This is a genomic window from Streptacidiphilus sp. EB103A (genome assembly GCF_041261405.1).
Taxonomy (GTDB): domain Bacteria; phylum Actinomycetota; class Actinomycetes; order Streptomycetales; family Streptomycetaceae; genus Streptacidiphilus.
The window spans coordinates 119,080-143,903 of the sequence record NZ_JBGCAQ010000009.1; the positions used below are offsets into that span (position 1 = coordinate 119,080).

At 70.7% G+C, this 24,824-nt stretch carries 27 protein-coding genes and 2 pseudogenes; 17 read left to right on the forward strand and 12 right to left on the reverse strand.

The window, feature by feature from the left end; all coding sequences use genetic code 11:
• Positions 1–47: 47 nt before the first annotated feature.
• The 4 genes and pseudogenes from ABH941_RS16595 (at position 48) to ABH941_RS16610 (ending at position 3,450) form a co-directional block, all read left to right on the forward strand.
• Entirely contained in the window at positions 48–1,226 is a 1,179-nt protein-coding gene (locus tag ABH941_RS16595) for a phytanoyl-CoA dioxygenase family protein (RefSeq protein WP_370129995.1), read from the forward strand.
• Between the two features lie 43 nt (positions 1,227–1,269).
• Positions 1,270–1,398 (forward strand): annotated as a pseudogene (locus tag ABH941_RS16600) (SDR family oxidoreductase); the annotation flags it as partial.
• Positions 1,399–1,429: 31 nt separating this feature from the next.
• On the forward strand, positions 1,430–2,434 hold the full coding sequence (locus ABH941_RS16605) for a Gfo/Idh/MocA family oxidoreductase (protein ID WP_370129996.1): 1,005 nt from the start codon (positions 1,430–1,432) through the stop codon (positions 2,432–2,434).
• Positions 2,431–3,450: a Gfo/Idh/MocA family protein gene (locus ABH941_RS16610; RefSeq protein ID WP_370129998.1), complete on the forward strand. Its 1,020-nt coding sequence runs from the start codon at positions 2,431–2,433 to the stop codon at positions 3,448–3,450. Before ABH941_RS16605 ends, ABH941_RS16610 begins: the two co-directional genes overlap by 4 nt.
• A gap of 22 nt (positions 3,451–3,472) precedes the next feature.
• On the opposite strand, the gene ABH941_RS16615 is transcribed toward ABH941_RS16610, so the two are convergent.
• The gene (locus tag ABH941_RS16615) at positions 3,473–4,498 is read right to left on the reverse strand and encodes a LacI family DNA-binding transcriptional regulator (protein WP_370129999.1); all 1,026 of its coding nucleotides are present in this window, start codon (positions 4,496–4,498) and stop codon (positions 3,473–3,475) included.
• Between the two features lie 161 nt (positions 4,499–4,659).
• Here ABH941_RS16615 and ABH941_RS16620 point away from each other — a divergent pair, with 161 nt between their 5' ends.
• Positions 4,660–5,442, forward strand: coding sequence for a TIM barrel protein (locus ABH941_RS16620; RefSeq protein WP_370130000.1), 783 nt, complete (start codon positions 4,660–4,662; stop codon positions 5,440–5,442).
• Between the two features lie 38 nt (positions 5,443–5,480).
• On the forward strand, positions 5,481–6,512 hold the full coding sequence (locus tag ABH941_RS16625) for a Gfo/Idh/MocA family oxidoreductase (protein WP_370130002.1): 1,032 nt from the start codon (positions 5,481–5,483) through the stop codon (positions 6,510–6,512).
• Here ABH941_RS16625 and ABH941_RS16630 read toward each other — a convergent pair.
• A complete protein-coding gene (locus ABH941_RS16630; RefSeq protein WP_370130003.1) occupies positions 6,499–7,380 on the reverse strand; it encodes a sugar phosphate isomerase/epimerase family protein in 882 nt (293 codons plus the stop codon). The genes ABH941_RS16625 and ABH941_RS16630 overlap by 14 nt on opposite strands.
• 761 nt (positions 7,381–8,141) lie before the next feature.
• Between ABH941_RS16630 and ABH941_RS16635 the strand changes: the two genes are divergently transcribed.
• Positions 8,142–8,990 carry a transglycosylase SLT domain-containing protein gene (locus tag ABH941_RS16635; protein WP_370130004.1) on the forward strand — a complete coding sequence of 283 codons (849 nt, stop codon included), beginning with the start codon at positions 8,142–8,144 and terminating at the stop codon, positions 8,988–8,990.
• Positions 8,991–9,094: 104 nt separating this feature from the next.
• Here the strand turns inward: ABH941_RS16635 and ABH941_RS16640 are convergent, their stop codons facing one another.
• The gene (locus tag ABH941_RS16640; protein WP_370130005.1) at positions 9,095–11,257 is read right to left on the reverse strand and encodes an MMPL family transporter; all 2,163 of its coding nucleotides are present in this window, start codon (positions 11,255–11,257) and stop codon (positions 9,095–9,097) included.
• Between the two features lie 175 nt (positions 11,258–11,432).
• Between ABH941_RS16640 and ABH941_RS16645 the strand changes: the two are divergent.
• Positions 11,433–11,681, forward strand: a pseudogene (locus tag ABH941_RS16645) (DUF2071 domain-containing protein); the annotation flags it as partial.
• A gap of 38 nt (positions 11,682–11,719) precedes the next feature.
• Here ABH941_RS16645 and gap read toward each other — a convergent pair.
• The 3 genes from gap to ABH941_RS16660 all read right to left on the reverse strand — a co-directional run bounded on the left by gap (position 11,720) and on the right by ABH941_RS16660 (position 14,830).
• Entirely contained in the window at positions 11,720–12,718 is a 999-nt protein-coding gene (gene gap, locus ABH941_RS16650) for a type I glyceraldehyde-3-phosphate dehydrogenase (RefSeq protein WP_370130006.1), read from the reverse strand.
• Between the two features lie 107 nt (positions 12,719–12,825).
• Positions 12,826–13,782: a GlxA family transcriptional regulator gene (locus ABH941_RS16655; RefSeq protein ID WP_370130007.1), complete on the reverse strand. Its 957-nt coding sequence runs from the start codon at positions 13,780–13,782 to the stop codon at positions 12,826–12,828.
• Between the two features lie 43 nt (positions 13,783–13,825).
• Positions 13,826–14,830, reverse strand: a complete 1,005-nt coding sequence (locus tag ABH941_RS16660; RefSeq protein WP_370130008.1) for an RNA polymerase subunit sigma-70 — start codon at positions 14,828–14,830, stop codon at positions 13,826–13,828.
• A gap of 147 nt (positions 14,831–14,977) precedes the next feature.
• Between ABH941_RS16660 and ABH941_RS16665 the strand changes: the two genes are divergently transcribed.
• Complete coding sequence (locus ABH941_RS16665; RefSeq protein WP_370130010.1) at positions 14,978–15,706, forward strand: SDR family NAD(P)-dependent oxidoreductase; 729 nt, start codon at positions 14,978–14,980, stop codon at positions 15,704–15,706.
• Between the two features lie 169 nt (positions 15,707–15,875).
• On the opposite strand, the gene ABH941_RS16670 is transcribed toward ABH941_RS16665, so the two are convergent.
• Positions 15,876–16,367 (reverse strand): MarR family winged helix-turn-helix transcriptional regulator, encoded by a 492-nt coding sequence (locus tag ABH941_RS16670; protein WP_370130011.1) that lies wholly within the window; start codon positions 16,365–16,367, stop codon positions 15,876–15,878.
• Positions 16,368–16,480: 113 nt separating this feature from the next.
• Here ABH941_RS16670 and ABH941_RS16675 point away from each other — a divergent pair, with 113 nt between their 5' ends.
• Positions 16,481–16,933 carry a hypothetical protein gene (locus tag ABH941_RS16675; RefSeq protein ID WP_370130013.1) on the forward strand — a complete coding sequence of 151 codons (453 nt, stop codon included), beginning with the start codon at positions 16,481–16,483 and terminating at the stop codon, positions 16,931–16,933.
• A gap of 22 nt (positions 16,934–16,955) precedes the next feature.
• On the opposite strand, the gene ABH941_RS16680 is transcribed toward ABH941_RS16675, so the two are convergent.
• Positions 16,956–17,423, reverse strand: a complete 468-nt coding sequence (locus ABH941_RS16680) for a nuclear transport factor 2 family protein (RefSeq protein WP_370130014.1) — start codon at positions 17,421–17,423, stop codon at positions 16,956–16,958.
• A 152-nt stretch (positions 17,424–17,575) separates the two neighbouring features.
• On the opposite strand from ABH941_RS16680, the gene ABH941_RS16685 reads away from it, so the two are divergent.
• Positions 17,576–18,121: a TetR/AcrR family transcriptional regulator gene (locus ABH941_RS16685; protein ID WP_370130015.1), complete on the forward strand. Its 546-nt coding sequence runs from the start codon at positions 17,576–17,578 to the stop codon at positions 18,119–18,121.
• Positions 18,122–18,179: 58 nt separating this feature from the next.
• Here the strand turns inward: ABH941_RS16685 and ABH941_RS16690 are convergent, their stop codons facing one another.
• Positions 18,180–18,554 carry a type II toxin-antitoxin system death-on-curing family toxin gene (locus ABH941_RS16690; protein WP_370130016.1) on the reverse strand — a complete coding sequence of 125 codons (375 nt, stop codon included), beginning with the start codon at positions 18,552–18,554 and terminating at the stop codon, positions 18,180–18,182.
• Positions 18,551–18,868: a DUF1778 domain-containing protein gene (locus tag ABH941_RS16695; protein ID WP_370130017.1), complete on the reverse strand. Its 318-nt coding sequence runs from the start codon at positions 18,866–18,868 to the stop codon at positions 18,551–18,553. Before ABH941_RS16695 ends, ABH941_RS16690 begins: the two co-directional genes overlap by 4 nt.
• 96 nt (positions 18,869–18,964) lie before the next feature.
• Between ABH941_RS16695 and ABH941_RS16700 the strand changes: the two genes are divergently transcribed.
• The 3 genes from ABH941_RS16700 (at position 18,965) to ABH941_RS16710 (ending at position 21,436) form a co-directional block, all read left to right on the forward strand.
• Positions 18,965–19,663 (forward strand): TetR/AcrR family transcriptional regulator, encoded by a 699-nt coding sequence (locus ABH941_RS16700; RefSeq protein WP_370130019.1) that lies wholly within the window; start codon positions 18,965–18,967, stop codon positions 19,661–19,663.
• Positions 19,664–19,732: 69 nt separating this feature from the next.
• On the forward strand, positions 19,733–20,470 hold the full coding sequence (locus ABH941_RS16705) for an SDR family oxidoreductase (RefSeq protein ID WP_370130021.1): 738 nt from the start codon (positions 19,733–19,735) through the stop codon (positions 20,468–20,470).
• A 63-nt stretch (positions 20,471–20,533) separates the two neighbouring features.
• On the forward strand, positions 20,534–21,436 hold the full coding sequence (locus ABH941_RS16710) for an SDR family oxidoreductase (protein ID WP_370130023.1): 903 nt from the start codon (positions 20,534–20,536) through the stop codon (positions 21,434–21,436).
• On the opposite strand, the gene ABH941_RS16715 is transcribed toward ABH941_RS16710, so the two are convergent.
• Positions 21,381–22,337 carry a DMT family transporter gene (locus ABH941_RS16715; RefSeq protein ID WP_370130024.1) on the reverse strand — a complete coding sequence of 319 codons (957 nt, stop codon included), beginning with the start codon at positions 22,335–22,337 and terminating at the stop codon, positions 21,381–21,383. The two genes, ABH941_RS16710 and ABH941_RS16715, sit on opposite strands and share 56 nt — an antisense overlap.
• Before the next feature lie 69 nt (positions 22,338–22,406).
• On the opposite strand from ABH941_RS16715, the gene ABH941_RS16720 reads away from it, so the two are divergent.
• Together ABH941_RS16720 and ABH941_RS16725 are read left to right on the forward strand one after the other, a co-directional pair.
• Positions 22,407–23,285 carry a LysR family transcriptional regulator gene (locus ABH941_RS16720; RefSeq protein ID WP_370130025.1) on the forward strand — a complete coding sequence of 293 codons (879 nt, stop codon included), beginning with the start codon at positions 22,407–22,409 and terminating at the stop codon, positions 23,283–23,285.
• A gap of 17 nt (positions 23,286–23,302) precedes the next feature.
• The gene (locus ABH941_RS16725) at positions 23,303–23,614 is read left to right on the forward strand and encodes an antibiotic biosynthesis monooxygenase (RefSeq protein ID WP_370130026.1); all 312 of its coding nucleotides are present in this window, start codon (positions 23,303–23,305) and stop codon (positions 23,612–23,614) included.
• A gap of 84 nt (positions 23,615–23,698) precedes the next feature.
• Here the strand turns inward: ABH941_RS16725 and ABH941_RS16730 are convergent, their stop codons facing one another.
• Complete coding sequence (locus ABH941_RS16730; protein WP_370130027.1) at positions 23,699–24,217, reverse strand: AAA family ATPase; 519 nt, start codon at positions 24,215–24,217, stop codon at positions 23,699–23,701.
• 125 nt (positions 24,218–24,342) lie between these two features.
• Here ABH941_RS16730 and ABH941_RS16735 point away from each other — a divergent pair, with 125 nt between their 5' ends.
• Positions 24,343–24,687 (forward strand): hypothetical protein, encoded by a 345-nt coding sequence (locus ABH941_RS16735; RefSeq protein WP_370130028.1) that lies wholly within the window; start codon positions 24,343–24,345, stop codon positions 24,685–24,687.
• Positions 24,688–24,824: the final 137 nt, after the last annotated feature.

The following is a 24,824-nucleotide window of genomic DNA, read 5'->3' on the forward strand; positions in this document are numbered from 1 at the left end:
AAGTTCTCAAGACTGGCAGAAATCCTCGGACTACGAAAGGGAACCGAATGTCTCCCATAACCGCGGGAGCGCGAACGTGGCTGACCGAGGCGGACTGCGATCTCGACGTTTTCCACTCACTCGTGGAACAGAGCACGGACCCCGCCGACCACCCCTCGGCCGAGCGCGTCGAACAGAATGTCCCGCTCTACGACAGCGATCGGCTCCGCTCGCTGACGACCACCCCGGAGGGCCGCCGGAGCGTGCAGGACGAGCTGGTCCGGGCTCTGCTGGACGGGCCCGGCATCGTGGTCCTCAAGCGCGCCTTCACCGACGCCGCCGTCGTGGACGCGGCCTCCGAGGCCTTCCGCGCGCTGATCGAGGAGGAGCGCGCCACCGGGGCGGCCCGCGGTGACCACTTCGCCCAGCCCGGCGCGAACGACCGCGTCTGGAACGCCCTGGACAAGGTGGCCGTACGGGTGCCCGAGGTGTTCGCCGACTACTACGCCAACGACGTCCTGGAGCTCGTCGCGGAGGCCTGGCTCGGCCCCGCCTACCAGGTGACCTCCCAGATCAACGTGGTCAACCCGGGCGGCGCGGCGCAGAACGTCCACCGCGACTACCATCTCGGCTTCCTCTCCCAGGAGCGCGCTGCCGCCTACCCGGCGCAGGTCCACCGCCTGTCGCCGCTGCTCACCCTGCAGGGCGCGGTGGCCCACTGCGACATGCCCGTCGAGTCCGGCCCGACCCTGTACCTGCCGCACTCGCAGAAGTACGAGCCCGGGTACCTGGCCTGGCGGCTGCCGCGGTTCGTCGAGTACTTCGGCACGCACCACGTCCAGCTTCCGCTGGACAAGGGCGACGCGGTCTTCTTCAACCCGGCGCTCTTCCACGCCGCCGGCCACAACCGCTCGGCCGACATCAGGCGGATGGCCAATCTGCTGCAGATCTCCTCCGCCTTCGGCCGCGCGATGGAGACGGTGGACCGCGAGGCGATGGCGAACGCGCTGTTCCCGGTGCTGCTGCGGCGCAGGTCCGAGGGCGCCTCGGAGGACTGGCTGCGCCGCGTGATCGCGGCCACCGCCGAGGGCTACCCCTTTCCCACCGACCTCGACCTGGACCCGCCGATCGAGGGCCTGGCCCCACCCTCCCAGGCGGACACCGTCCGGCAGGCCGTCGCCGAGGGCTGGGACCCCGAGCGGCTGCGCCGGGAGCTGCGGGCGGCCGCCGATCGCCGTCGGCGCTGAAAGGGCCACGGCACTCATGGGACTGCTTGAGACCCCGCTGCAGCCCATGGGCAGGCTCGGGCAGGTCGACGAGATCGCCGACTTCGTCGTCCTCCTGCTCTCCGACCGCAGCGGCGTGGTGACCGGCTCGGTCATCGACTGGGACCAGAACGTGTTCGGCAGCCTGGACTGAATCGCCCTCGGGCAGAAGGAGCAGAATTCTCATGCGTATAGGCATCATGGGGCTGGGCCGCATCGGCGCCTTCCACGCCCGGACCCTCGCCGGGCTGGACGTGGTGGACTCCCTGGTGGTCACCGACCCGGTGGCCGCGGCCGTCGCCGCGGCCACCGAACGCTTCGGGGCCACCGCCGTCGACTCTCCCGAGGCCCTGCTCGCCGCCGGCGTCGACGGTGTCGTGATCGCCGCGGCGACCGACGCGCACCCCCGGCTCATCCTCGCCGCCCTGGACGCGGGCATTCCCGTCTTCTGCGAGAAGCCCGTGGCGCGCGGGGTCGAGGAGAGCCTGGAGGTCCTGCGCGCGGTGGAGGGCAGTGGCGTCGAGGTGCACATCGGCTACAACAGGCGCTTCGACGCCGGCTGTGTGGCCGCGCGCCGGGCCGTGCTGAGCGGTGAGCTCGGCGACCTGCACACCGTACGGTCAACCACCCTCGACCCCGCCCCACCACCGCCCGCCTACGTGGCCGTCTCCGGCGGCATCTTCCGCGACTGCAGCGTGCACGACTTCGACATCGTGCGCTGGGTGACCGGCCGCGAGGTGGTCGAGGTCTACGCGACCGGCGGCAACCGGGGTGCGGAGTACATCCGCGAGGCGGGTGACGTCGACACGGCCTCCGCCCTGCTCACCCTTGACGACGGCACCATCGCCGTCATCTCCAACTCCCGCCACAACGCCCGTGGTTACGACGTTCGCCTGGAACTGCACGGTATGAAGGACAGCATCGCGGTCGGCCTGGAGGACAGGCTGCCGCTGCGCTCCGTCGAACCGGGTGTCACCTTCCCGGCCGGGACCCCGCACTCCTTCTTCATGGACCGCTTCGCCGACGCCTACCGCGCCGAACTCACCGCGTTCACCGAGGTCGTCGCCGGCGCCCGCCCCTCCCCCTGCACGGTCGCGGACGCCATCGAGGCGAGCTGGATCGCCGAGGCGTGCACCCTGTCGCTCCGTGAGCACCGGCCGGTTCGACTCGACGAGGTGCGTAAGGGATGACGGACGAGCCTTTGCGGATCGGGGTCCTGGGCGCTGCCCGGATCGCCGAGCTGTCGATCGTGGGGCCGGCCCGTGCGGGCGGCCACCGCCTGGTCGCGGTCGCCGCCCGCGACCGCGACCGGGCCAAGGCCTTCGCCGCCGCGCACGGCGTGGAGCGTGTGGCGGACTCCTACGCCGACCTGGTCGCCGACCCGGAGATCGAGGTGGTCTACAACCCGTTGGCCAACGGCCTGCACGGGCCGTGGAACCTGGCCGCCCTGCGGGCCGGCAAGCACGTCCTCACCGAGAAGCCGTCCGCGAGCAACGCGGCGGAGGCGGCCGAGGTCCACCAGGCCGCCGCCCGGGCGGGCACGGTGTTCATGGAGGGCTTCCACTACCTGTTCCACCCGGTCACCCGGCGCCTGCACGAGCTGCTGGGCAGCGGGGAACTGGGCGAGCTCCGGCACGTCGAGACCATGGTCGCCATGCCCGCGCCACCGGACGGCGATCTGCGCTGGTCGCTGCCGCTGGCGGGCGGCGCGCTGATGGACCTCGGCTGCTACAGCCTGCACGCCCAGCGCGTGCTCGCGCCCTGGGCAGGCGGCGCACCCCGGTTGGTCGCCGCGCGCGGCGGTGGGAAGGCGGGGGCTGCCGGAGTCGACGAGTGGCTGGACGCGGATCTGGAGTTCCCTGGCGGCGCCACCGGTACCGCCCGCTGCCACATGGCCCACCACACCTGGCAGATGAGCTGCCGTGTCGTGGGCTCGCGCGGCGAAGCCACGGCGGTGAACTTCGTCCAGCCGCACCTGGACGACCGGGTGGTGGTACGGACGGCGGCCGGTGAGCGCACCGAGGAACTCGGCCGTCGGTCCTCGTACACCTACCAACTCGAAGCGTTCGCAGCCCACCTGCGGCACGGTGCGCAGCTGGCGCTCGACGCCGACGACGCGCTGACCACCATGCGGCTCATCGACGACACCTACCGGGCGGCCGGGTTCCCGCTCCGGCCGCGTACGGTCCTTCCGGCCGCGGTATGAGCCGGGCTCCGGTTCCCCGGATTCAGCCGGCTGTGGTCGTGGTGCCGCGGACGACCAGGTGCGGGGCGATGACGGTCTCACCCTCGGGGTCCGGTTCGCCCTCCAGTCGGGCGACAGCCCGGCCGACCGCGATCCCGGCGAGGCGTGGGATGTCCTGGCCGACGGTCGTGAGGTCGATGTGGGCGAGGCGGGCCAAGCGGCTGTCGTCGAAGCCGACCACGGAGATCTCGGCGGGGACGCGGACGCCGCAGCGCAGCAGGGTGTCCAGGACGCCGATGGCGCAGCGGTCGTTGAAGGCCAGTACGGCGGTGGGCCGGAGCCCGGTGGTGAGCAGGGTGCGGGCGGCTGCGGCGCCCTCGTCCTCGGTCAGTCCGCCGGGCAGGACGCGGACGTGCCCGGCCAGGCCGTGGCGGGTCATGGCGGTGCGGTAGCCCCGGCGCCGGTCGGCGGCGCCGGGGGCTCTGCCGCCGTCGATATGGGCGATGTCGCGGTGGCCGAGCGCGACGAGGTGGTCGACGGCCTGGCGGGCGCCCTCGTCGTCGGCGGTGCGGACGACAGCCACCTGCCCGGAGGGCGGTCGCAGCCGGCGCGCGACCGAGACCACCGGCAGCTGGCCGGCCAACTCGGCCAGTCGCGCTGCGGGGGCCTGCGGGCCGAGCAGGATCAGCGCCTCGCAGCGATCCGCCAGCAGGCTTTCCACCGCGTGCTGTTCGCTGCGGCTGGGGGCGACGGCGCTCAGGGCGATCTGGTAGCCGGCGGCTTCGGCCGCGGTGTAGAGGCACTCCACCAGGTCGGTGTGGAAGGGGTGTTGCAGGCCGAACTGGACGCCGAGCAGACGTGAGCGGTGACTGCGCAGCAGGCGGGCACGGGCGTCGGGCCGGTAGCCGATCTCTTTCGCGGCCTGCAGAATCCGCTCGCGGGTGGCGGCGCTGGCTCCCTTGGTGTCGCGCATCACGGTCGAGACCAGCGCCGTGGACACGCCCGCGCGCGCGGCGACATCGGCGAGGGTGGGCCGCTTCCCGCTCGCGGCCGTGGGGCTCGGTGGCACTGCTGACCTCCGCGGTCGATGTCTTGTCCGGGTCAGATGATCCTAGCCGGAACTATAACGTTCTATAGGCGCTGGCGACGACCTCTTGACAGCGGATCCCGCCGACTGGCGTACTGCAACCCTGACGTCTAGAACGTTCTAGAAGGAGAGGGTGAGTCGCGATGTACACATTGGCGGTCTGCGCCGAGATGGTCTTCCGGAACCTGCCGATCGAGGAGCGGGCCGAACGCATCCACGAGGCGGGCTTCCAGGTGGAGATCTGGGACTGGACCCGGCACGACCTGGATGCCCTCGCCCGCACCCCGGCCCGTTACTCGTCCATGACCGGCTACATCCGCGGCACCCTGACCGACGAGGACGGCGCGGCCGAGCTGCTGCGCACCGCCGAGGAGTCGGTCAAGGCCGCCGAACAGCTGGGCTGCCCCCGGCTGAACCTGCACGGGACCGGCCTGGACGACAAGGGCCTGCCCGTCGTGCCGGTGACCGGCGAGGCCGACGGCCCGATGTGGATCGCCGCCCACCGCACCCTCACCCGGATCGCCGAGCTGGGCGAGAGCGCGGGGGTCGTCTTCACGCTGGAGAACCTCAACACCGCCGTCGACCACCCCGGCGTGCCGTTCGCCAGGGCCGCCGACACTCTGGCCCTGGTCGCGGCCGTGGACCGGCCGGGCCTGCGGATGAACCTGGACCTGTACCACGCCCAGATCGGCGAGGGGAATCTCATCGAGCTGGTGCGCAGGGCGCACGGGCTGGGCCTGATCGGCGAGATCCAGGTCGCGGACGTACCCGGCCGCTGCGAGCCCGGCACCGGGGAGATCTCCTTCCCGGCCGTCGCCCGCGCCCTCACGGAGCTGGGCTACGACGGCACGGTCGCCATGGAGGCCTGGGCTTCCGGCGACGACGACCTCGCCCTGGACCGCTTCCGCTCCGCCTTCACCCTCTGACAACTTCACCCTCTGACAACGACGTACGGAGAACCCTCATGACCGCCACCACGCAGCAGCCCCTTGCCGTCGGCCTCGTCGGCGCCGGACGGATGGGCTCCTTCCACGCCGAGTCCCTGGCCCGGCGCATCCCCGGCGCCCGGCTCGCCGCCGTCGCCGACCCGGCCCCGGGCGCAGCGCAGGGCCTCGCGGACCGGCTGGACTGCCCCAGGGCGCTGACCGACATCGGCGCACTGTTCGCCGACCCGGAGATCGACGCCGTGGTCATCGCCACCCCGGCCCGCACCCACGCCGATCTCGTCGAGGCGGCGGCGCGGGCGGGCAAGGCCGTCTACTGCGAGAAGCCCATGGCCGTCACCCTCGCCGAGGCCGACCGCGCCATCACCGCCGCCGAGGAGGCGGGGGTCGCGCTCCAGGTGGGCTTCAACCGGCGCTACGACGCCGGGTTCCGCGCCGCCCACGACAAGGTCGCGGCCGGTGGCATCGGCACCCCGCAGCTGCTGCGCTCCCTCACCCGAGACCCCCGGCTGGTCGACCCGGCGCCCATCCCGCCGTGGACGATCTTCCTGGAGACCCTCATCCACGACTTCGACACCCTGCGCTACCTCAACCCCGGCGCCGAGCCCGTCGAGGTCTTCGCCATGGCCGACGCCCTGGTCCGTCCCGACTTCCGGGACCGCGGCCTGCTCGACACCGCGGTGGCCACCATCCGCTTCGACAACGGTGCCATGGCCACCGCGGAGGCCAACTTCCAGGCCGTGTACGGCTACGACGTGCGCGGCGAGGTCTTCGGCTCGGCCGGCATGCTCACCATGGGCGACATCCGCCGCACCCACCTGACCTGCTACGGCGCGGACGGCGTCAGGGCCGACTGCGTCAGCTACGACCAGGACCTCTTCCACGACGCGTACGTCGCCGAACTCGCCGACTTCACCGCCTGCGTGCGCACCGGGACCACCCCCGCCGTCACCGGCCAGGACGCCCGCGCAGCGCTGTCCATCGCCCTGGCCGCCATCCAGTCGGTCACCACCAACAGCCCGGTCCTGATCGACGGCATCAAGGAGTACTGAGCCCACTTCCCGCGGCACTCACGCCAACAGCGTCGGCGGCGGTCCGGTACGCCGCTGCGGCGGCCTCCCGCACCGGCAGCACCCGGTGTGCGTCGGAGAGGATCTCCACGCCCCAGGGGCCGCGCCAGCCGGTCTTTCGGAGCGCGCCGATGATCCCGGGAAGGTCGAAAGAGCCCTCTCCGCACAGACGCCGCCGCCGGACGGTGTCCTCGAACAGAGTCCCGACGACCTGGCTGTCGGCGTCGTTGAGCTCCACGCCCACGATCCGCGACCCGGGCACGTCCGCCAGGTCGGCAGGCGGGGTGCGGGCGCGCTCGGTGTGCCAGACGTCGATGATCAGGCCACCCGCAGGGTGCCCGGCCGCCTCGACGAGCCGGAGTCCGTCGTGCACGGTCTTCAGATTGGTCCAGGGCAGGAACTCGATCCCGAGCCGGGCACCCACGCCGTCGGCCTGCGCTGCCAGCGCGGCGAACTCCTTGGCCCAGACGTCGAGGTCCCACGGCTCGTCCGCCACGTCGGGGCCGATCTTGAGGGTGCGCGCGCCCAGTGCCTCTGCGGCCCGCAGGAGTCCGCCGCGAGCGGCATCCGACGCGGTCCGCCGGGGGCCGTCGTCCCACCAGTGGGTCAGCAGCTCCAACTCGATGTGGCTGAGTCCGTTGTCCGCGAAGAGGGACCGTATGCCGGCGAGCCCGTACTCGCGCTCGGCCTCCACCAGGTCCGCGTACAGCAGCCCGAAGCCCGTGAACCCGGCGTCGCCGGCCGCTTCCGCCCGCTCCCGCAGGCTCAGCGGACTGCGCTGGTCCTCCTGATCGGGGGAGGTGTCGCCCGCGGTGGTCCAACAAGTGGCCAGAAACTCGTCAGAGGTCATTTCTCTTTCCTGGATTCCTCGTGTGCAGCGAATAGAAATTCCAAGAACAGCCAGCAATCATCCCCGGTATTCTTTGATGTCCTACAGCTCCGGTCAATGCCTCAGAAGACATCAAAGACGCATCAGGCCGTGGGAGCTCGCCGCGCAGGACAGGTGTTCGCGCGAGGCCGGGCCGCGGGGCAGCACTGGCAGGCGGGCACCGAGAACTGAGCAGCGATCGGAGCGGCCGTGCACGGCCCGGTCGCCCGCATGCGCGCCGGCTGCGCACCGCCGGTCGCACCGAACCGCAGGTGACCGGCCGTCATGGCGGCGCGGCACCGGCGCCCTCCCCTGCCGCCACGCCTGCTGAAGTGGCCTCAATACCGGGGAGTTGGATAAATCCGGCAAATCGGACTTAGTGGCTTCCAGGCCGCCGACAAGTGACCGCCGTCACTGTCACAGGGGCGAAAACCGGGGCTACAGGGGCCGTTTGAGACTCAGGTCACGTTCAAACTGTGGCGTGTCGCACTTTCCGCCGATAAATCTTGCTCCTTGTGTGAAGGCCGTGTGACCGTGCACGAGGCAGGCGAACAGAGAGTCCTGCCGGGAGCCAGGCGAACGGCGCACGGAGCGCCGGACCATCGCCGCTGAACGGCTCCCTCGCTCGGTCGGGCCAGTCCCGAAGCCGCCGGGCGGCCCACCCCCGCGTCGCGACGCCGCCAGGCGAGCGCGTGGACCGGTGCGCCCTCGGCCACGGGCAATCCCGTCGACATCGGAGTTCCATGCGTCACCGCATCCAGCCTTCCCTTGCCCGTTTCCGCCGGCGCATCGTCGCCGTGCACCCGAACAAGCGGCTTATCGCGGGCATCGCCGCCGCCCTGCTCGTCACCGGTGGTGCCACCGGTACTGCCGTCGCCGTCGCGGGCGGCAGCTCGGGCACGACCCACACGACAGCAGCGGCGAGCAGCACTCAGGCCGCCGCACGACCGTCCAGCGACGCCGCGAACCGCTCCGAGCAGCGCACCACGCTCAAGGTTCCGTCCGCCGCCGCATCGCAGTCCGCCGCCGCAGCTGCCGCCAAGGCCAAGGCCGACGCCGCAGCCCAGGCAGCCGCAAAGGCCAAGGCGCAGGCCGCGGCCCAGGCGGCCGCCAAGGCCAAGGCCCAGGCCGCGGCTGCGGCAGCCGCCAAGGCGAAGGCCCAGGCCGCAGCCCAGGCGCAGGCACAAGCCGCAGCTCAGGCGAAGGCCCAGGCGGCCGCGCAGGCCGCCGCTGCGGCGAAGGCCGCTGCTACGCCGACCTACGCCAACAACCTGTCCGGATGGATCGCGGAGGCGCAGAGCATCCTGGCCGCCAACGGCGACCACGTGCCCTCTGCCGCCGCCATCACCGCCCGGGCGATGACCGAGTCCTCGGGCAACCCCAGCGCCGTCAACAACTGGGACTCCAACGCGGCCGCGGGCACCCCCTCCGAGGGCCTGATGCAGATGATCCAGCCGACCTTCAACAGCTACGCGCTGTCGGGCCACACGGACATCATGAACCCGGTCGACAACATCGTCGCCGCGGTCCGCTACGCGAACGCCACCTACGGTGCGTTCGAGAACATCGCCTACGGCACCAGCGGCTACTGACCCGGCCACCGGCACACACCAAGGGCGCACACCGGCCAACGACGACGGCGTCGTGGGCCGGTGTGCGCCTGTCAGTCGGCAGGGGTGTCCAGCCGCTCCTGGCTCTATGCGCCGACCGGCTGCTCTGCACCGGCCTGCTGGTTCGTCGTGCTCTGCGGCGGGATCCGAAGCAGCCGCGCCAGAGCGTCCGGCAGCCACCAGTTCCAGCGGCCCATGATCGCCACGAGCGCCGGGACCAGCAGCGTCCGCACGACCACGGCGTCGATGAAGATGCCGACGCCGAGGCCGGTAGCGATCATCTCGACCACCACGTCCGGGGCGCTGCTGAGCGAGGCAAAGGAGATCGCCAGAATCACGGCCGCGCAGGTGACCAGGCGTCCGGTGCGGGCCAGGGCGCTGACGACGGCCACTCGCGTCGATCCGCTCCGGTCGTACTCCTCGCGCATCCGCGCCAGGATGAAGACCTCGTAGTCCATCGAGAGCCCGAACAGGAACGCGAAGGACACGATGGGGATCCAGTTGCGGATCGAGCCGGTGGCCGGGACGCCATAGACCAGGTTCGATCCGAAGCCGTGCTGCCAGAACAGCACGAGGAAACCGAACGATGCGCCGAGCGAGACAAGATTGACCAGTACAGCCTTGAGAGCGAGAACGACCGAGCGGAACGCCCTGACCAACAGCAGGAAGGTGAGGAGCGAGATCGCCGCGAGCATGAGCGGGAAGTTGCCGTACACCTGCTTGTTGAAGTCGACGTTCTGCGCGGTGTTGCCACCGACCTCGACGCCTCCTGGAACGCCCGCGAGCGCCGTTCGGAGTCGGGCGACTGTCGCCGTACCCGCTGAGGAGTTGCCCTCGTCGGTCGGGATCACGCTGATCAATGAGTCGGAGCCCTGGCGGAACGACAGCGTCGCGGGAGCCAGTACGGTGTAGACGCCCGGTGTCGCCTGGGCGATCGCCCTGGCCTGGTCGGCGGCGGCCGTCCCGCCATGGGTGAGCACCTGGATCGGGAAGACGACCGCGCTCGGAACTCCACCGCTCTCCAGGGCGTGCAACGTCAGCGCGGGCCGGCCGTTCCCCCCGAGCGAGTTCGCCCTCGGCTGCCCCGTGTTCATCGACAGCGCCGGAAGGGCGAGTCCGACGACGATGGCAAGCCCGACTGTGCCCGCGATCCACCGGTGGCGAACAATGTGGCCGGCCCACCGCTGCCACCCGCGGCTGAATGTCGTGGAGCCCTTGCGCATTCGATGCTTGTCCAGGGCCGGCCCCCACGCGGCAAGGATCGCCGGCAGCAGTGTGACGGCCGAAGCGATTGCGACGAGCGGGATCAGCATTCCGCCCAGCCCGATGCTGCGCAGGAACGGCACCGGCAGAATGACCAGTGACAGCAGCCCGACCGCAACCGTCAGCCCGCTGAGGACCACCGCGCGACCGGCGGTCGGACTCGCGGCGAGGATCGCCTCCTCGTTGGACCGTCCGGCCTCGCGTTCCTCCCGCCAGCGCGTGACGAGCAGGAGTGAGTAGTCGACTGCGATGCCCAGGCCCATCACGGCCACGAGGTACTGGACCAGGAAGCTGACATCGGTGATGTGCGTCAGTCCGAGGACGAGCAGGAGGCTGGCGAGGATCGAGGGGACGGCGATGAGCAGCGGCACGATCGCGATCGCCGACCCGTAGACGAACAGCAGGACGGCCAACGCGCCAACCCCTCCGATCAGCGTCTCGACCAGCACGCCTGGCCCGCCTGCGCCTGCGCTGCCGCCGACCGACTGGATCTGTTCGAAACCGGTGACCTGGACCGAGACTCCGGCCGGCGCCGCAGACTTCAGCGCGGGCTCGATGGCCCCCATCACCCCGGCCCCGGAGGGGATGTCGGGATTGGGCATGTCGAACACGGCCCAGGTGGTGCGGCCGTCGGGGGAAACCAGCTTTGGGTCGCGCGTGTTCGCGTAGTCGGCGACCGCCAGGTGCCCGGCCCGGTCGGCGGCGTCGAAGGTCTTGGCCGCGATGTCCTGACCGGCCTTCGTGTTCATGCTCTCGTCGGCAGGCAGGGTCAGTACCGCGATCGTGGGCTGTTCGTTGCCGTCGATCCCGAAGCGCTGCAAGAGGTGGAGGTTGGCGTCATGGCCGGCCGTGCCGGGCGTTGCGAAGGTATGCGTCAGCCGGTTCACGGTCGACGACGCCGTCGCCGCGCCGGCCACGGCCAGGATCAGCCAGAGGAGCGCGACGAGACGTCGATGGCGCAAGCAGATGCGGGTGATGGCAGTCATGGCCGGGAGTATGGACGCCGGTTCCTTGCCGGAACCTTTCAGCCGTCCTCGTCACGGGACGGCCGGGGTGCCAGGGGTGACGGGCGCAAGGGTGTGCGGCGCTGAATGCCATGTCGCTCGTGCCGACCCCTGCGGAGCCGAAAACGCCCGATCCGGCGCACCAGGTGCCGAACACGCCCTCGAACACTTCCTGACGGCCCGTTGGGCCATGCACAACGCCTTCTTCGGTCAGCCGCTGTACCTGCCGAACAGCCACCCGCGCTGGTCGCTGCACCGGGCCGAACTTCTCCGCTGTGAGGATAAGTTGATCGCCGCCGCGGGGCTGCCGTCGCCGGTCGGGCCACCGGTGAGCGTGCTGTACTCCCCCGGCGTGCCGGTCCGCTTCGGCCGCCCCGCCCGCCCGGGCGGGCTGCCCACCCCCTGAGCTCGCGCACCCGGACGGGTCCCTGAAGGGTGGTCAGGTCAGCGGGCGGCCAGGAGTTCGAGCGTGTCGATGACGCGGTTCGAGAATCCCCACTCGTTGTCGTACCAGGCGACCACCTTGATGTGGCGTCCGTCGACGCGGGTCAGCGCTGAGTCGAAGATCGACGAGGCCGGGTTGCCGGTGATGTCCGAGGAGACCAGCGGGTCCTCGGAGTACTCCAGAACGCCGGCGAGAGGTCCCTCCGCCGCGGCGCGGTAGGCCGCCAGCACGTCTTCGCGGGTGACGTCGCGGGTGACGGTGGTGTTGAGCTCGACGATCGAGCCCACCGGAACCGGCACCCGGATCGAGTCGCCGGACAGTCTGCCGGCGAGGTTCGGCAGCACCAGCCCGATGGCCTTGGCGGCGCCGGTGGTCGTGGGCACGATGTTGACGGCGGCGGCACGCGCCCGGCGGGCATCGCGGTGCGGTCCGTCCTGGAGGTTCTGCTCCTGTGTGTAGGCGTGCACGGTGGTCATGAAACCGTGCTCGATGCCCGCGAGGTCGTCGAGCACCGAGGCCAGCGGGGCGAGCGCATTGGTCGTGCAGGAGGCGTTGGAGACGACGGTGTGCAGGGCCGGGTCGTAGGCGCCGGTGTTCACGCCGAAGGCGAGGGTGACGTCCGCGCCGTCCGAGGGTGCGCTGACCAGCACCTTCCTGGCGCCCGCGTCGAGGTGGGCGCGGGCGGCCGTGGCCGAGGTGAAGCGGCCGGTGGCCTCCAGCACGATGTCGACGCCGAGCTCGCGCCACGGCAGCCGCGCCGGCTCCCGCTCGGCGAGCACGGTGATCCGGTGGCCGTCGACGACCAGGGTGTCCCCGTCCACGGTCACCGGGCGTCCGAGCCTGCCGGCGGTGGTGTCGTAGGCGAGCAGCCGCGCGAGGGTCGCGGGCTCGGTGAGGTCGTTGACGGCCACGACCTCCAGCTTGCTGTCCCTTTCCAGCAGGGCGCGTAGTGAGTTGCGTCCGATGCGGCCGAATCCGTTGACGGCGATACGAGTCATGAGTGGTGTCCCTTCCAGTCACCTCCAGGCTCGCGCGCGGCGTCGGTCTGTGGCAGGGGCGTGAGTGCCATGGTTCGAAAGGATCTCGCCATCCTGACCTGGCCGAGCTACTCGCCGCGCGCGAAGGTGCGCCGGTACTCGGTCGGCGTGGTGCCGAGAATCCGCTGGAAGTGCAGCCGCAGGTTGGTGCCGGTGCCCAGTCCGACGTCGACGGCGATCTGCTCGACGCTCCGCTCCGAGCGTTCGAGCAGTTCACGGGCGACGTCGAGGCGGGCGCGCATGACCCACTGCATCGGGGTGTAGCCGGTGTCCTCGACGAAGCGGCGGGAGAAGGTACGCGGCGACACCGCCGCATGCCGGGCGAGTATCTCCAGGGTCAGCGGTTCGCCGATGCGGTGCAGCGCCCACTCCCGGGTGGCGGCGAACCGCTCCCCGAGCGGCTCGGGCACACTGCGCGGCACGTACTGCGCCTGACCGCCGCTGCGGTAGGGGGCCGCGACCAGGCGCCGGGCCGCATGGTTCGACGCCGCCACGCCGAGGTCGCCGCGGATGATGTGCAGGCACAGGTCGATGCCCGACGCGGCACCGGCCGAGGTCAGCACACTGCCCTCGTCGACGAAGAGGACGTTCTCGTCGACGCGGACCAGGGGGTATCCCGCGGCCAGCGCCCGGGTGTAGTGCCAGTGCGTCGTGGCCCGCCTGCCGTTCAGCAGGCCGGTGGCAGCCAGCGCGAACGCGCCCGTCGAGATGGCGGCGAGCCGCGCACCGCGCTCATGGGCGGCTGCCAGTGCGTCGACGACGGCTGGTGGCGGTGCGTCGCGGTCGGGCAACCGGTAGCCGGGGACGAGCACGAGCTCCGCCCATGCGAGCGCCTCGAGCCCGTGGGCGACGTGATAGGACAGGCCGTCACCACCGGCCACCAGACCGGGAGACGCTCCGCAGACCCGCACCTCGTAGGGCATGCTCGCGCGGGTCGAGAAGACCTGCGCGGGGATCCCGACATCGAGCGGCTTGGCGCCGTCGAGCACCAGAACGGCGACACGGCGCAGGGGCGAGGCGGACACGGGGACAGGCTAACCGCGAGAGGAAGCGCAACAGGGCAGGACACTACCGGTCCAGGGTGCGGGGCAGACCGAAGTGCGGAGCGGTGGTCGTGTCGAAACGGGTGATCTCGCGGACCCGGTCACCGGCCGGCGCGACCACCTCGATGCCGGTGAGGTGCAGCCGACCGGTGGTCGGGTCGCGCCGGTACTCGCCCCAGGCCGGCTGCCGGTTCGCCCGTACCGGCACCATCCGCGCGATCCCGCGGCGATGTGCGACCAGGGCGGTGAAGAAGCGGTGGATCGCCTCGGGGCCGCGGTACTCGAACGGCAACGGTGGCATCCGCACCCACGCGTCGTCGGTCATCAACGCGACGAGCGCGTCGACGTCGCTGTCGACGAACGCCTCGACGAAGCGGTCCAGCAGCTCACGCTCAGCGGCGCTGCCCGGCGCCGGCGCCGGCGGTCCAGCCGCGTGTGCGCGGTCCAGGCTGGACCGCGCCCGTTTGAGGGCGTTGGTCACCGTGTCCTCGGTGACCCCGAGCAGGTCGGCGGCCTCCCGGGCGCGGTAGCCGAGCACATCGCGCAGCAGCAGAGCGGCACGCTGGTTCGGCGGCAGCAGCTGGACGGCGGTCACAAACGCCAGGGAGATCGCCTCCCGCGACTCGTAACGCGCCTCAGGACCGGGATCGTGGTCCGGCAGTTCGTCGAGCAGCAGGTCCGGGTAGGGCTGCAGCCACAGCACCTCGCCCAGACCGTAGGGCTCGGGCGGCGCGACGGGCAACGGCTCGGCGGCCGGTCGGCGCCGGCTCGTCGCGCGCAGCACGTTGAGGCACCGGTTGGTGGCGATGCGGTACAGCCAGGTCCGCACCGACGAGCGCCCCTCGAACCCGCCGAGGCCCACCCACGCGGCGAGCAGCGTCTCCTGGAACGCATCCTCGGCGTCCTGCAGCGAGCCGAGCATGCGGTAGCAGTGCACGTGCAGCTCACGGCGGTGCGGCCGCACCAGTTCGGCGAAGGCGTCGCGGTCGCCCGCGCACGCCCGCGCCAGCAGCTCGATCGGGGCTGACATCCGCACCTCCGTTGTCGTCTGTCGTCATCGTCCCGTCCGGTACTGACACCGGCGGTCCGCGGAACTGGTCGCCGCCGGGTGACCAGAAACGAGAACCGGGTGTGTCTGCCCCTTCGACAACCGATTGACCCGACAGCGGAGGAAACCATGTCCACCCTGCCCACCCTGACCGACCGCACGGTTCTGATCACCGGCGCCAATCGCGGCATCGGCCGCGCCCTGCTCGACGAGGCCCTGGCGCGCGGCGCACGGCGCGTCTACGCGGCGACCCGGACACCCTTCAGCCACGACGACGAGCGGGTCACTCCCCTGCTGCTCGACGTCACCGACGCCGCGCAGATCCAGGCGGCCGCCGAACAGGTTGGCGCGCTCGACGTCCTCATCAACAACGCCGGCCTGGCCCGTTCCGACGACCTGGCCGACCGGGGCGTGATCGAGGAGCACCTGGCCGTCAACCTGTTCGGACCGCTCGCCGTGACGCAGGCGTTCCGGCCCCTGCTCGCACGTTCGGGCGGGTCGGTGGTCAACGTGCTCTCCGTGGCCGCGCTCGCGTCGCTGCCGTTCATCCCGGCGTACTCCGTATCGAAGGCCGCAGCGCTGTCGATGACTCAGTCGCTGCGGGCGATGCTCGCCCCACAGGGCATCCGAGTGCACGCCGTCCTGACCGGACCGGTCGACACGGAGATGTCGCGCGACCTGGACGTGCCCAAGGCGGACCCGGCGGCGGTCGCGGCAGCGATCCTCGACGGCGTCGCCGCGGACCAGGACGAGATCTTCCCCGACCCGATGTCCGCCGGCCTCGCCCCGCACTGGGACCAGGACACCGTCAAGACCCTGGAACGCGCCGCCGCCCCGCTGCTCGACGCCATCGCCTGAACGTCACGATCGATGGCGACCGCACCGCAGCGGGCATGAACCCGGGGCGCCACCAGCGGTGGCGCCCCGGGTGTCGCCGTCCTCCGCTCCCAGACCCCGCGTCGCGCCACCGGGCTCAGGCGGACTCAGCAAAGCACACGCTCGAGAACCTTGCCAGACATCGGGGAGACTATGATTCTCGCCCGCGGGAAACGCTCCCCCGGATCGCAGTAGTCCCCTGATGGTCGTTCAGGATCCGGGTGAGCTGCTGGACCAGACCGTCGCGCTCGTCGGCGGACCAGGCGGACAGCAACTGGTCCTGCGCCTCGGCCAGGAGGGCACTGAGCCGTTCGAGGTGATCCGCTCCGGCGGCGGTGATGCTGACGATATTGCGTCGACGGTCGGCCGGGTCGGGACTGCGCGCGACATACCCCTGCTGGGCCAGGAAGTTCACAGCTGCCACGACGTCGCTGCGGTCGATGCCGGTGCAACGACCCAGGTCCGCCTGGCTGGACGGGCCGAACTCGGCCAGCACCGCGAGCATGGCGTAGTGGTAGCGCCGCGAACCGGTGCCTGCCAGCGCCTGATCGGTGAGTCGATTGGCGAGGATGGCCGCCTGGTTGATCAGCCAGCTGGGCAGGGCCCGCAGTCGGGCAGACGTGAGATGCTCACCGGTTTCCATGACCCGAGGGTAGCAAATAATTGGCGTGACCAATATTGGCGCGACCATCAAACAAGGGTACGCTGATGGAAAGACTCGTTGGCGTGACCATCAAACCCCCATCGGAGGATGACATGTCCGAGAACCCCACACCGCGTCCCAGCTTCGGCCGCGCCCTCGGCGAAGCGGCGCGCCAGCTCACCAGGCTGCACCGGCGCGCCCTCGCCGACTGCGGAACCGACTTCCCCGGCTGGATGCTCCTCACGCTCCTTGAGGAGCAGACGACGGCCATCTCCGTGGACCGGGTGATCGTCGAGCTGGACCGGCGCATGGACCTGGCCCGGCCGGACGTCATCCGTCTGCTGGAGCGCACCGCCGACGCGGGCCACATCGCCTACCGGCCCGAGGACGGAGCCGGCGCCGTCGCTCTGACGGACGCGGGAGCCACTCAGTTCACGAGCATCTACTCCCATGCCCGCACGGTCACTGACGCCGCCTCAGCCGACATCGACGCCGACAGCCTCGACGCGGCCGTCGGCGTCCTCCTCGCCGTCGAGAAGCGGGCGACATCGCTCCTCGTGTCGTAGCGCACCCGCGGCCGCCCGGCGCTCAGGGCGAGCAGGGGCGGGTCTCGGTCCAGTTGACCATCAGGCGGCGCTCGGCGAAGAACCACTCACCGTCCTGCTTGACGAACTCGTCGAGATAGCGGATGGACGCGATCATGATCGTGCGCTCGGCATCGGTCCCGTACGAGACGTGGTGGGCCAGGCAGTAGCTCTCACCGCTCGCCCGGTCGCCGTCGAGGGACACCGTGCTCTGGCCGTTGAAGTGGGTGGTGGCCTTGTAGGTGTTGAGGTTGTCGAACACCGGGGCGAGGGCGTCCCGCCCGTGCAGTTCCTGGGTCGGCTCGGCCGCGGTGGCGTCCATGAAGACCAGGAACCGGGTGTCCTCGGTGAACAGGGCCATCTGGCCCTTGGCGTCACGCTGGTCGGCGCAGTGCGCGTAGGCGTCGACCAGCTCGCGGATCGCCAGCCGGTCGGCGGCTTCCTGGGGTGGGATCGGGGCATGGGAGGACATACTGGCTCCCTTCGTGAAACTATTTGACATATGTATAAGATCACTGGTTGTGGAGGATCGCAAGCAGGCCCGAGGGTCTGGACGGCGGTGCCGTGAGCGGTCGGATCGATCCGCGTGTCACGCGGACCACACGCGCCCTGAGGCAGGCCGTCATGGACCTCGCCTCCGAGCGGCCCGCCTCCCAGATCACCGTCGCCGAGCTCGCCGAGCGTGCCGGGGTCACCCGGGCAACCTTCTACAACCGCTACAGCACCCCGCTGGATCCGCTCATCGAGGCGCTCTACGCCGACCTGGAGACCGGGCACCAGTTGGAGGACCGGCGTCGCGCCGAGGGGTACCGGGGCCCGGAGCTGCTGCGTCTTGCCGTTTCGGAGGTGGCCGACCATGTCGAGCGGTTCGCGGCCGTCTACCGGCACGCCCTCGGCGATCCCGCGGACCGTGGCGTCTACGACGCGCTGGTGCGCCACTTCCACCACTACGCCGTCTCCTACATGGCGCGCGCTGACGGCAGCGGCCTTCCCGACGTCAGCCGCGAGGTGACCGCGCAGTTCCTGGCCCACGGTTTCGCCGGAGCGATCAAGGCCTGGCTCAGCGACCCGACTGTCACCAAGGAAGACCTGGTCGACGCCGCCGTGGCGTCAGCACCCGCCTGGTGGGCGGCCGCAGGAGCCGCCCCACTCGGGCGTCAGGACGGCTGACCGGCCAACAGTGGCACGCGCCGCGCCTCGCCGCGGGCTCCCGGCGGAACGTCAGAGGTCAGCGCTCGGCTCGCCAGGACCGCAGGACCGAGGCGAGCTGCTGGATCCCGACCAGGCCGGTGGAGACGTCCTTGACCAGGGCGACGGCGTCGGCGGGTTTGTAGTCCAGCGCATGGTCGTTGATGGCGAGGAAGCCGATGGCGGCGGCCCAGGCGAAGGCCCGGTTGCCGTGTTCCAGACAGGGCAGCCGGGCCAGGGTGTGCAGTAGGGCGGCGGCCTTGAGCCAGTCGCTGCCGTAGATGTCCTGGCCCATGGCGGCGGCCTGGTGGCGGGCAACGGCTCCGTAGAGCGGTCCCAGGTCGTCGACCTGGGGATCGCCGGGGAGGGTTTCTGCGAGGCGGAGCAGGTAGGGGACCTCGGCGAACTGGGTCACGCGGCGCTGCCACGGTGTCGTTCGGTCCCGGCCGGGCTGCTGCTCGCCGCCGCGCGTTCGCGTTCGCGGAGTCCGGTGTCGGCGCGGCCGTCCTCGGGGTCGAGGTCGGCGAAGGCGTCGGCGGTGGTGCGGTGGGCGTCCAGGGCTGCCTGGACGAAACGGTCCTGGACGGCCAGGGCGCGACGCAGCGCGGCCTCCAGGATGTAGTCCTGGACGCTGACGCCGGCGGCTCTCGCGGCGTCGGTGATGGCCTGGTGCTGCTGCGGGTCCTTGAAGCGAAGATTCAGGGCTTTGCTGCCCTTGTCGGCTGCCATGGTACCCATGGTACCCCCGATACCATAATCGGCCCTGTTTTCGCCGATAACAAGGTTCTGGTTGCATCGCTACTCCATCGTGTTATCGTTGATTCCATGAGTACGAGATCGCTGATAATAGAGGCGACTGCGGCCCTGCTGGCGCAGTCACCGAACGGTGACGTGTCGACCCGTGCGGTGTGCGAGGCGGCCGGGGTGCAGCAGCCGGCGCTCTACCGGCTGTTCGGCGACAAGGACGGCCTGCTGTCGGCGACCGTCGACTACGTCTGGGACCAGTACCTGGAAAGCAAAAGGGCCGCCAAGGAGTCCGAGGATCCGCTGCAGGACCTCAGGGCGGGCTGGGACAGTCACACGGCCTTCGCAGTCGAGCACCCCAACGCGTACAAGCTGATGTTCGCCCCGGCGCTGCGCTCCATGCCCGAGGCGGCGGAGGAGGCCATGCGGATCCTCCGCGGGGTCCTGGAACGCCTCGCTGTCCAGGGCCGGCTGCGGGTCACTCCCGTCGTCGCAGCGCGCATGGTCATGACGGCCAACACCGGCGTCGCACTCGCCTTGATCACCCGCCCCGCGCTCTATCCGGACGCCAGCCTGTCCACCCTGGTCAGGGATGCGATCCACCAGGCCATCCTGGTCGATTCCGATCCGGGCGCCCCGGCTCAGGACGCACGCATCGTGGCCGCCACCACCCTGCTGTCGGCGCTGAACGAACTCACCCCGCAGCCCTTCACGACTGTCGAGGCGGCGCTGCTCGGGCAGTGGCTGGCGCAGGTCATCGCGTCCGCCGCAACGCAGTGAAGCCGTCCGGCCCGGACCTGTCACACCTGATCCCCCTCACTTCTCACCTACACCTTCAAAGGACCTGACATGACTGACACCAACTCGCGCGTGGCCCTGATCACCGGCGGCTCCGGCGGCATCGGCCGCGCGGTCGCGGAGCGCCTCGCCAAGGACGGCATCGCGATCGGCGTGCACTACGCCGGCAACAAGGCCAAGGCCGAGGAGACGGTCGCCGCGATCACCGCAGCCGGTGGCAGGGCGATCGCGGTCGGCGGCGACGTCGCCGACGAGATCGAGATGTCCGCCGCGTTCGACGCTGTGGAGCAGGAGTTCGGCGGCGTGGACGTGGTCGTCAACACGGCCGGCATCATGGTGCTGTCGCCGATCGCGACGCTGAACCTGGACGACCTCGACCGGATGCACCGTACGAACATCCGCGGCACCTTTGTGGTCTCCCAGCAGGCCGCCCGACGAGTCCGCCCCGGCGGCGCGATCATCAACTTCTCCACCTCGGTCACCAGCCTGCAGTTCCCGGCCTACGGCGCCTACGTCGCCAGCAAGAGCGCCGTCGAGGGCATGACCCTGGTGCTGGCCCGTGAACTGCGCGGCAAGGACATCACCGTCAACGCGGTGGCTCCCGGCCCGACCGCGACTCCGCTGTTCCTCGACGGCAAGGACCAGACCACCATCGACAACCTGTCCAAGGCCGCCCCGCTCGAGCGCCTGGGCACCCCCGAGGACATCGCCGAGTCCGTCGCCTTCCTGGCGGGGCCGGCGCGATGGATCAACGGTCAGGTCCTGTTCGCCAACGGCGGTCTCGCCTGACCACTGCTCCCCCTATTCGGGCTATTCGGGGTCCTCGACACCACCACACGCAAGGAGACAGCAATGAACAACATCGTCGTGATCACCGGCGCCTCCAGCGGCTTCGGCGCTCTCACCGCCCGTGCCCTCGCAGACGCGGGCAACACCGTCTACGCGGGAATGCGGCACACCGCCACCCGCAACGCGCCCCAGGTCCAGGCCGCCGACGACTACAGCAAGGAGCACGACGTCGAGCTGCGTCCGATCGAACTGGACGTCAACTCCCAGGAGTCCGTCATCGGTGCGATCAGTCAGGTCATCGCCGAGCACGGCCGCATCGACGTCCTCATCCACAATGCCGGCCACATGGTCACCGGCCCCGCCGAGGCGTTCACCCCCGAGCAGCTCGCCGAGCTCTACGACGTGAACGTGCTCTCGACCCAGCGGGTCAACCGTGCCGCGCTGCCCCACCTGCGCACGGCGGGCCAGGGGCTGGTGATCTGGGTGTCCAGCTCAAGCGTCAAGGGCGGTACCCCGCCGTACCTGGCTCCCTATTTCGCCGCCAAGGCCGCCATGGACTCCCTGGCCGTCAGCTACGCCGCCGAGCTGGCCCGCTGGGGTGTCGAGACATCGATCGTGGTGCCCGGCTCGTTCACCAGCGGCACCAACCACTTCGCCCACTCCGGTCGCCCCGGCGACGACGCTGTCGAGGCGCAGTACGAGACGAAGTACGCCGGGCTGATGGGCCAGATCGCCGAGAAGCTCGCCGCGCTGGCCCCCGAGGGTGCCGACGCCTCCCTGGTCGCCGACGAGATCACCCGCATCGTCGCGCTTCCCGTCGGCGAGCGTCCGTATCGGGTGCACATAGACCCGGCCGACGACGGCTCGCAGGAGGTCTCGAACGTCGCCGACCGCATCCGCCGCGAGTTCCTCACCCGCGTCGACCTCGCCGACCTGCTGTCCGTGCAACCGGCGATCGCGTCGTAGCGACATCCATGGGCCCGGGACCGGGGGCGGCAGCCAGGGCGCTGGTGGTGTTGGCGGCCACGATGGCCGTGATGGCGAGCCAGTCGGTGATCGGCAGGCGCTGTCCGAGGATGATCCAGCCGATGAGGGCGGCCATCACCGGGTGGGCGCTCATGAACACCCCGAAGAGGTGGGCCGGGACCTTCCGGAGAGCGAGCATGTCGACCAGGAAGGGCACGGCCGAGGAGAGCACGCCGGCCGCCGCGGCGCAGGCCAGTGCCTTGAGGGTGAGCGGGTGGTGGGTGAGGACCAGCACGCCCACCGGTACGTAGAGGAGACCGGACAGCGCCGCGGCGGCCGCCGGGCCCTCGGTTCCGGGCAGTCTGGTGCCGATGAGGCGGTTGAGCAGGATGTACGCGGCCCAGCAGGCAGCGGCGGCGAGGCCGAGCCCCAGCCCGAGGTAGTCCGAGGTGGGCTTGGGGCGGAGCAGCGCGAGCACGGCCGCTCCTGCGACCACGGCGCATCCCAGGTCGACCGCGCGGCGGGAGGCCGCCAGGGCGATGGTCAGCGGGCCGAGGAATTCCAGCGTGACAGCAAGGCCGAGTCCGACCCGGCTGATGGCCGTGTACAGCGTCAGATTCATGGTCGCGAAGACGAGCGCCAGCAGGATGACGGGCCACCACTGCTGCCAGGTGAACCTGCGAAAGGCCGGACGCCCTGACGCCACCAGCACGACTGCGGCCACCCACTGGCGCACCGCCACCACCCCGACCGGTCCGATCGTGGGAAACGCCAGGGCCCCGGTCGCAGCACCCAGCTGGTTGGACAGGGCGCTGCCGAGCATCATCGCGACGCCCGACAGGGGGAGCCTTTCCGCCGATCGGTCAACAGCTGCCTGTTCCGTGGGCAGGGAGGTCGTCATGGTCCGCAGGATGCTCCTGCCCACGGAATACGCAAAATGCATGGAAGGGAGCAGCTATACGCTGGACGCATGGATGTGGAACTGCGGCAGCTCCGCTGCCTGGTAGCGATCATCGACACGGGCAGCTTCACCGACGCCGCCCTGGAGTTGGGCGTTTCGCAGGCTGCCGTCTCCCGCACTCTGGCAGCCCTGGAGAGCGTCCTCGGCACGCGGCTGCTGCACCGCAACAGCCGGAGCATCGCCCTGACGCCTGCCGGCGCCCTGGTCCTGGCGCGGTCCCGGCACCTGCTCGCGGAGGTGGACGACCTGGTGCGGGAGGCCGCCAGCGGGCACACCAGGCTGCGGATCGGCCACGCCTGGTCGGCGCTGGGGCACCACACCGCCGCCTTCCAACGCCGCTGGGCCGCCGCCCACCCGGAGATCGACATGCAGTTGATCCGCACCAACACCTCCACCGGAGGGCTGGCGGAGGGCGTGTGCGACCTGGCGGTCGTCCGCGGCGCGTTCGACGCCCAGCGCTTCGCCAGCACCGTTGTCGGACTCGAGCGCCGAGTGGTCGCCGTCGCCGCGGACGACCCATGGGCCAGGCGCCGCTCGATCGGACTGGAGGAGACCCGCGAGCGCACCGTCGTCATCGACCGCCGTACCGGGACCACCACCGCCGAACTGTGGCCCACCGGTGCCCACCCACCACTGGAGTACACCAAGGACATCGACGACTGGCTCGCCGCGATCACGACCGGCCGCTGCATCGGCATCACTCCGGAGAGCACCGCCACCCAGTACCGACGCGAGGGAATCGCCTTCCGCCCCCTCCGGAACACCGCACCCGTCCCCGTCCACCTCGTCTGGCACCGCCACGACCCGCACCCCGCCACCGGCGACGCCGTCGCCCTCATCGCCGAGCTGTACGCGGGGGCGACCACCGCGACTTCAGGTCGCGGGTGATGAGGCAGGATGGGGGCATGAGCGTCGTGAAGATCAATGTGCTGACCGTGCCCGCCGAGCAGCGGGAGGAGCTGGAGAAGCGCTTCGGCGCCCGGGCCGGGGTGGTGGAGTCCTCGGAGGGCTTCGAGTGGTTCGAGCTGCTGCGGCCGGTGGAGGGCACGGACAACTACCTCGTCTACACCCGCTGGCGCAGCGAGGAGGACTTCCAGGCGTGGATGTCCGGCTCGATGCAGGCCGCACACCGGGGCGGCGGCCAGCGCCCGGCATCCACGGACTCCTCGCTGTGGTCCTTCGAGGTGGCCCAGCAGGCGGCGCCGAAGGCAGTCTGATCGGGTCCCGATCGAAGCCGGTGGGCCCGCTCAGGTGCTTGGCGGCCCGTACGTAAGGTCGCTCGACAAGGGGGCGAGTGCCCCTCAGCTCTTGACGGCCTGTGCGATCTGCTGGGCGGCTTCGGCGGGCGTGAGGTGCGTGGTGTCGATGACCTCGGCCTCGCTGTGCAGCCAGGTGCGGGCCGCCTCGGCGTACGGCTCAAGGTACTTGAGACGGAACGGGGAGGGGACGGGAGTGGCCCTCTCGATGCGTCCGCGGAGGGTGTCCTGGTCCGCGTGGAGGACGAAGTGCCGTACCGGAATGGCATATTGGGCGAGGCCCGTGCTGATCTCGCGCCAGTACTCCTCGACCAGGACAGTCATGGGCATCACCAGAGTGCCGCCGGTGTAGTCGAATACCCGTCGGGCGGTCTCCACCACGAGCGGGCGCCAGGGCGGCCAGTGCTGGAAGTTGTCCGCATCCGGCAGCCCTGGCCTGATGTCCATGAGGGTCTCGCCGACCTTCTCTGCGTCGAGCACCAGTGAATCCGGGATCAGCTGCTGCACGAGTGCGCTGGTCGTCGTCTTGCCTGCGCCGTGGGTGCCGTTGAGCCATACGATCATGGACCCAACGCTAGCGCCGTGCGGGTCGCAAGGGTCGGGTGCGGCAGAAATCCGAGACGGCTTCGGCAATTCCGCATGCGGCGTCGATCCAGCAAACGAACACATGTTCGATGTATGGTGGCGGAGTGCCTGACGATGTCTCCCCGCCCCATGACCTGGTCGCCCTCGAAATCGAGCGCCGCCGGGCCTACCGGGAGCTGCTGACCTTCAGCGACAGCACCGCCGCCCAGCGCCTGCGCGAGTTCCCCAACCCCGAGCAGTGGTTCGAACGCCAGCAGTGGCCGACCGAGCTCGGCGCCCGGCTGGAGGAACTGCGCGAAGCCGAGCGCGAGGCCGCACTGGCTGTCCACCGCCACCCAGCCATCGCCCAGGCCCTGGCCGAGCACCGCTACCGCCAACTGCGCGAGGCCCTGCAGCGGGCAGCCGACCTCCGCGAGGCCGGTACCACCCCCGAGGGCGGGCCGACGTAGGCACGCCTCATCGCAACACGCCCACCCGTACCGGCTCCCCCGCCTGCCGACACGAGGTCGGCATCCTGGTAACCATGACCCGAAGACGGCGACGCACTGACCGACGGCCGCGCCCCCTGCCAACCTCCGCCGTCCAC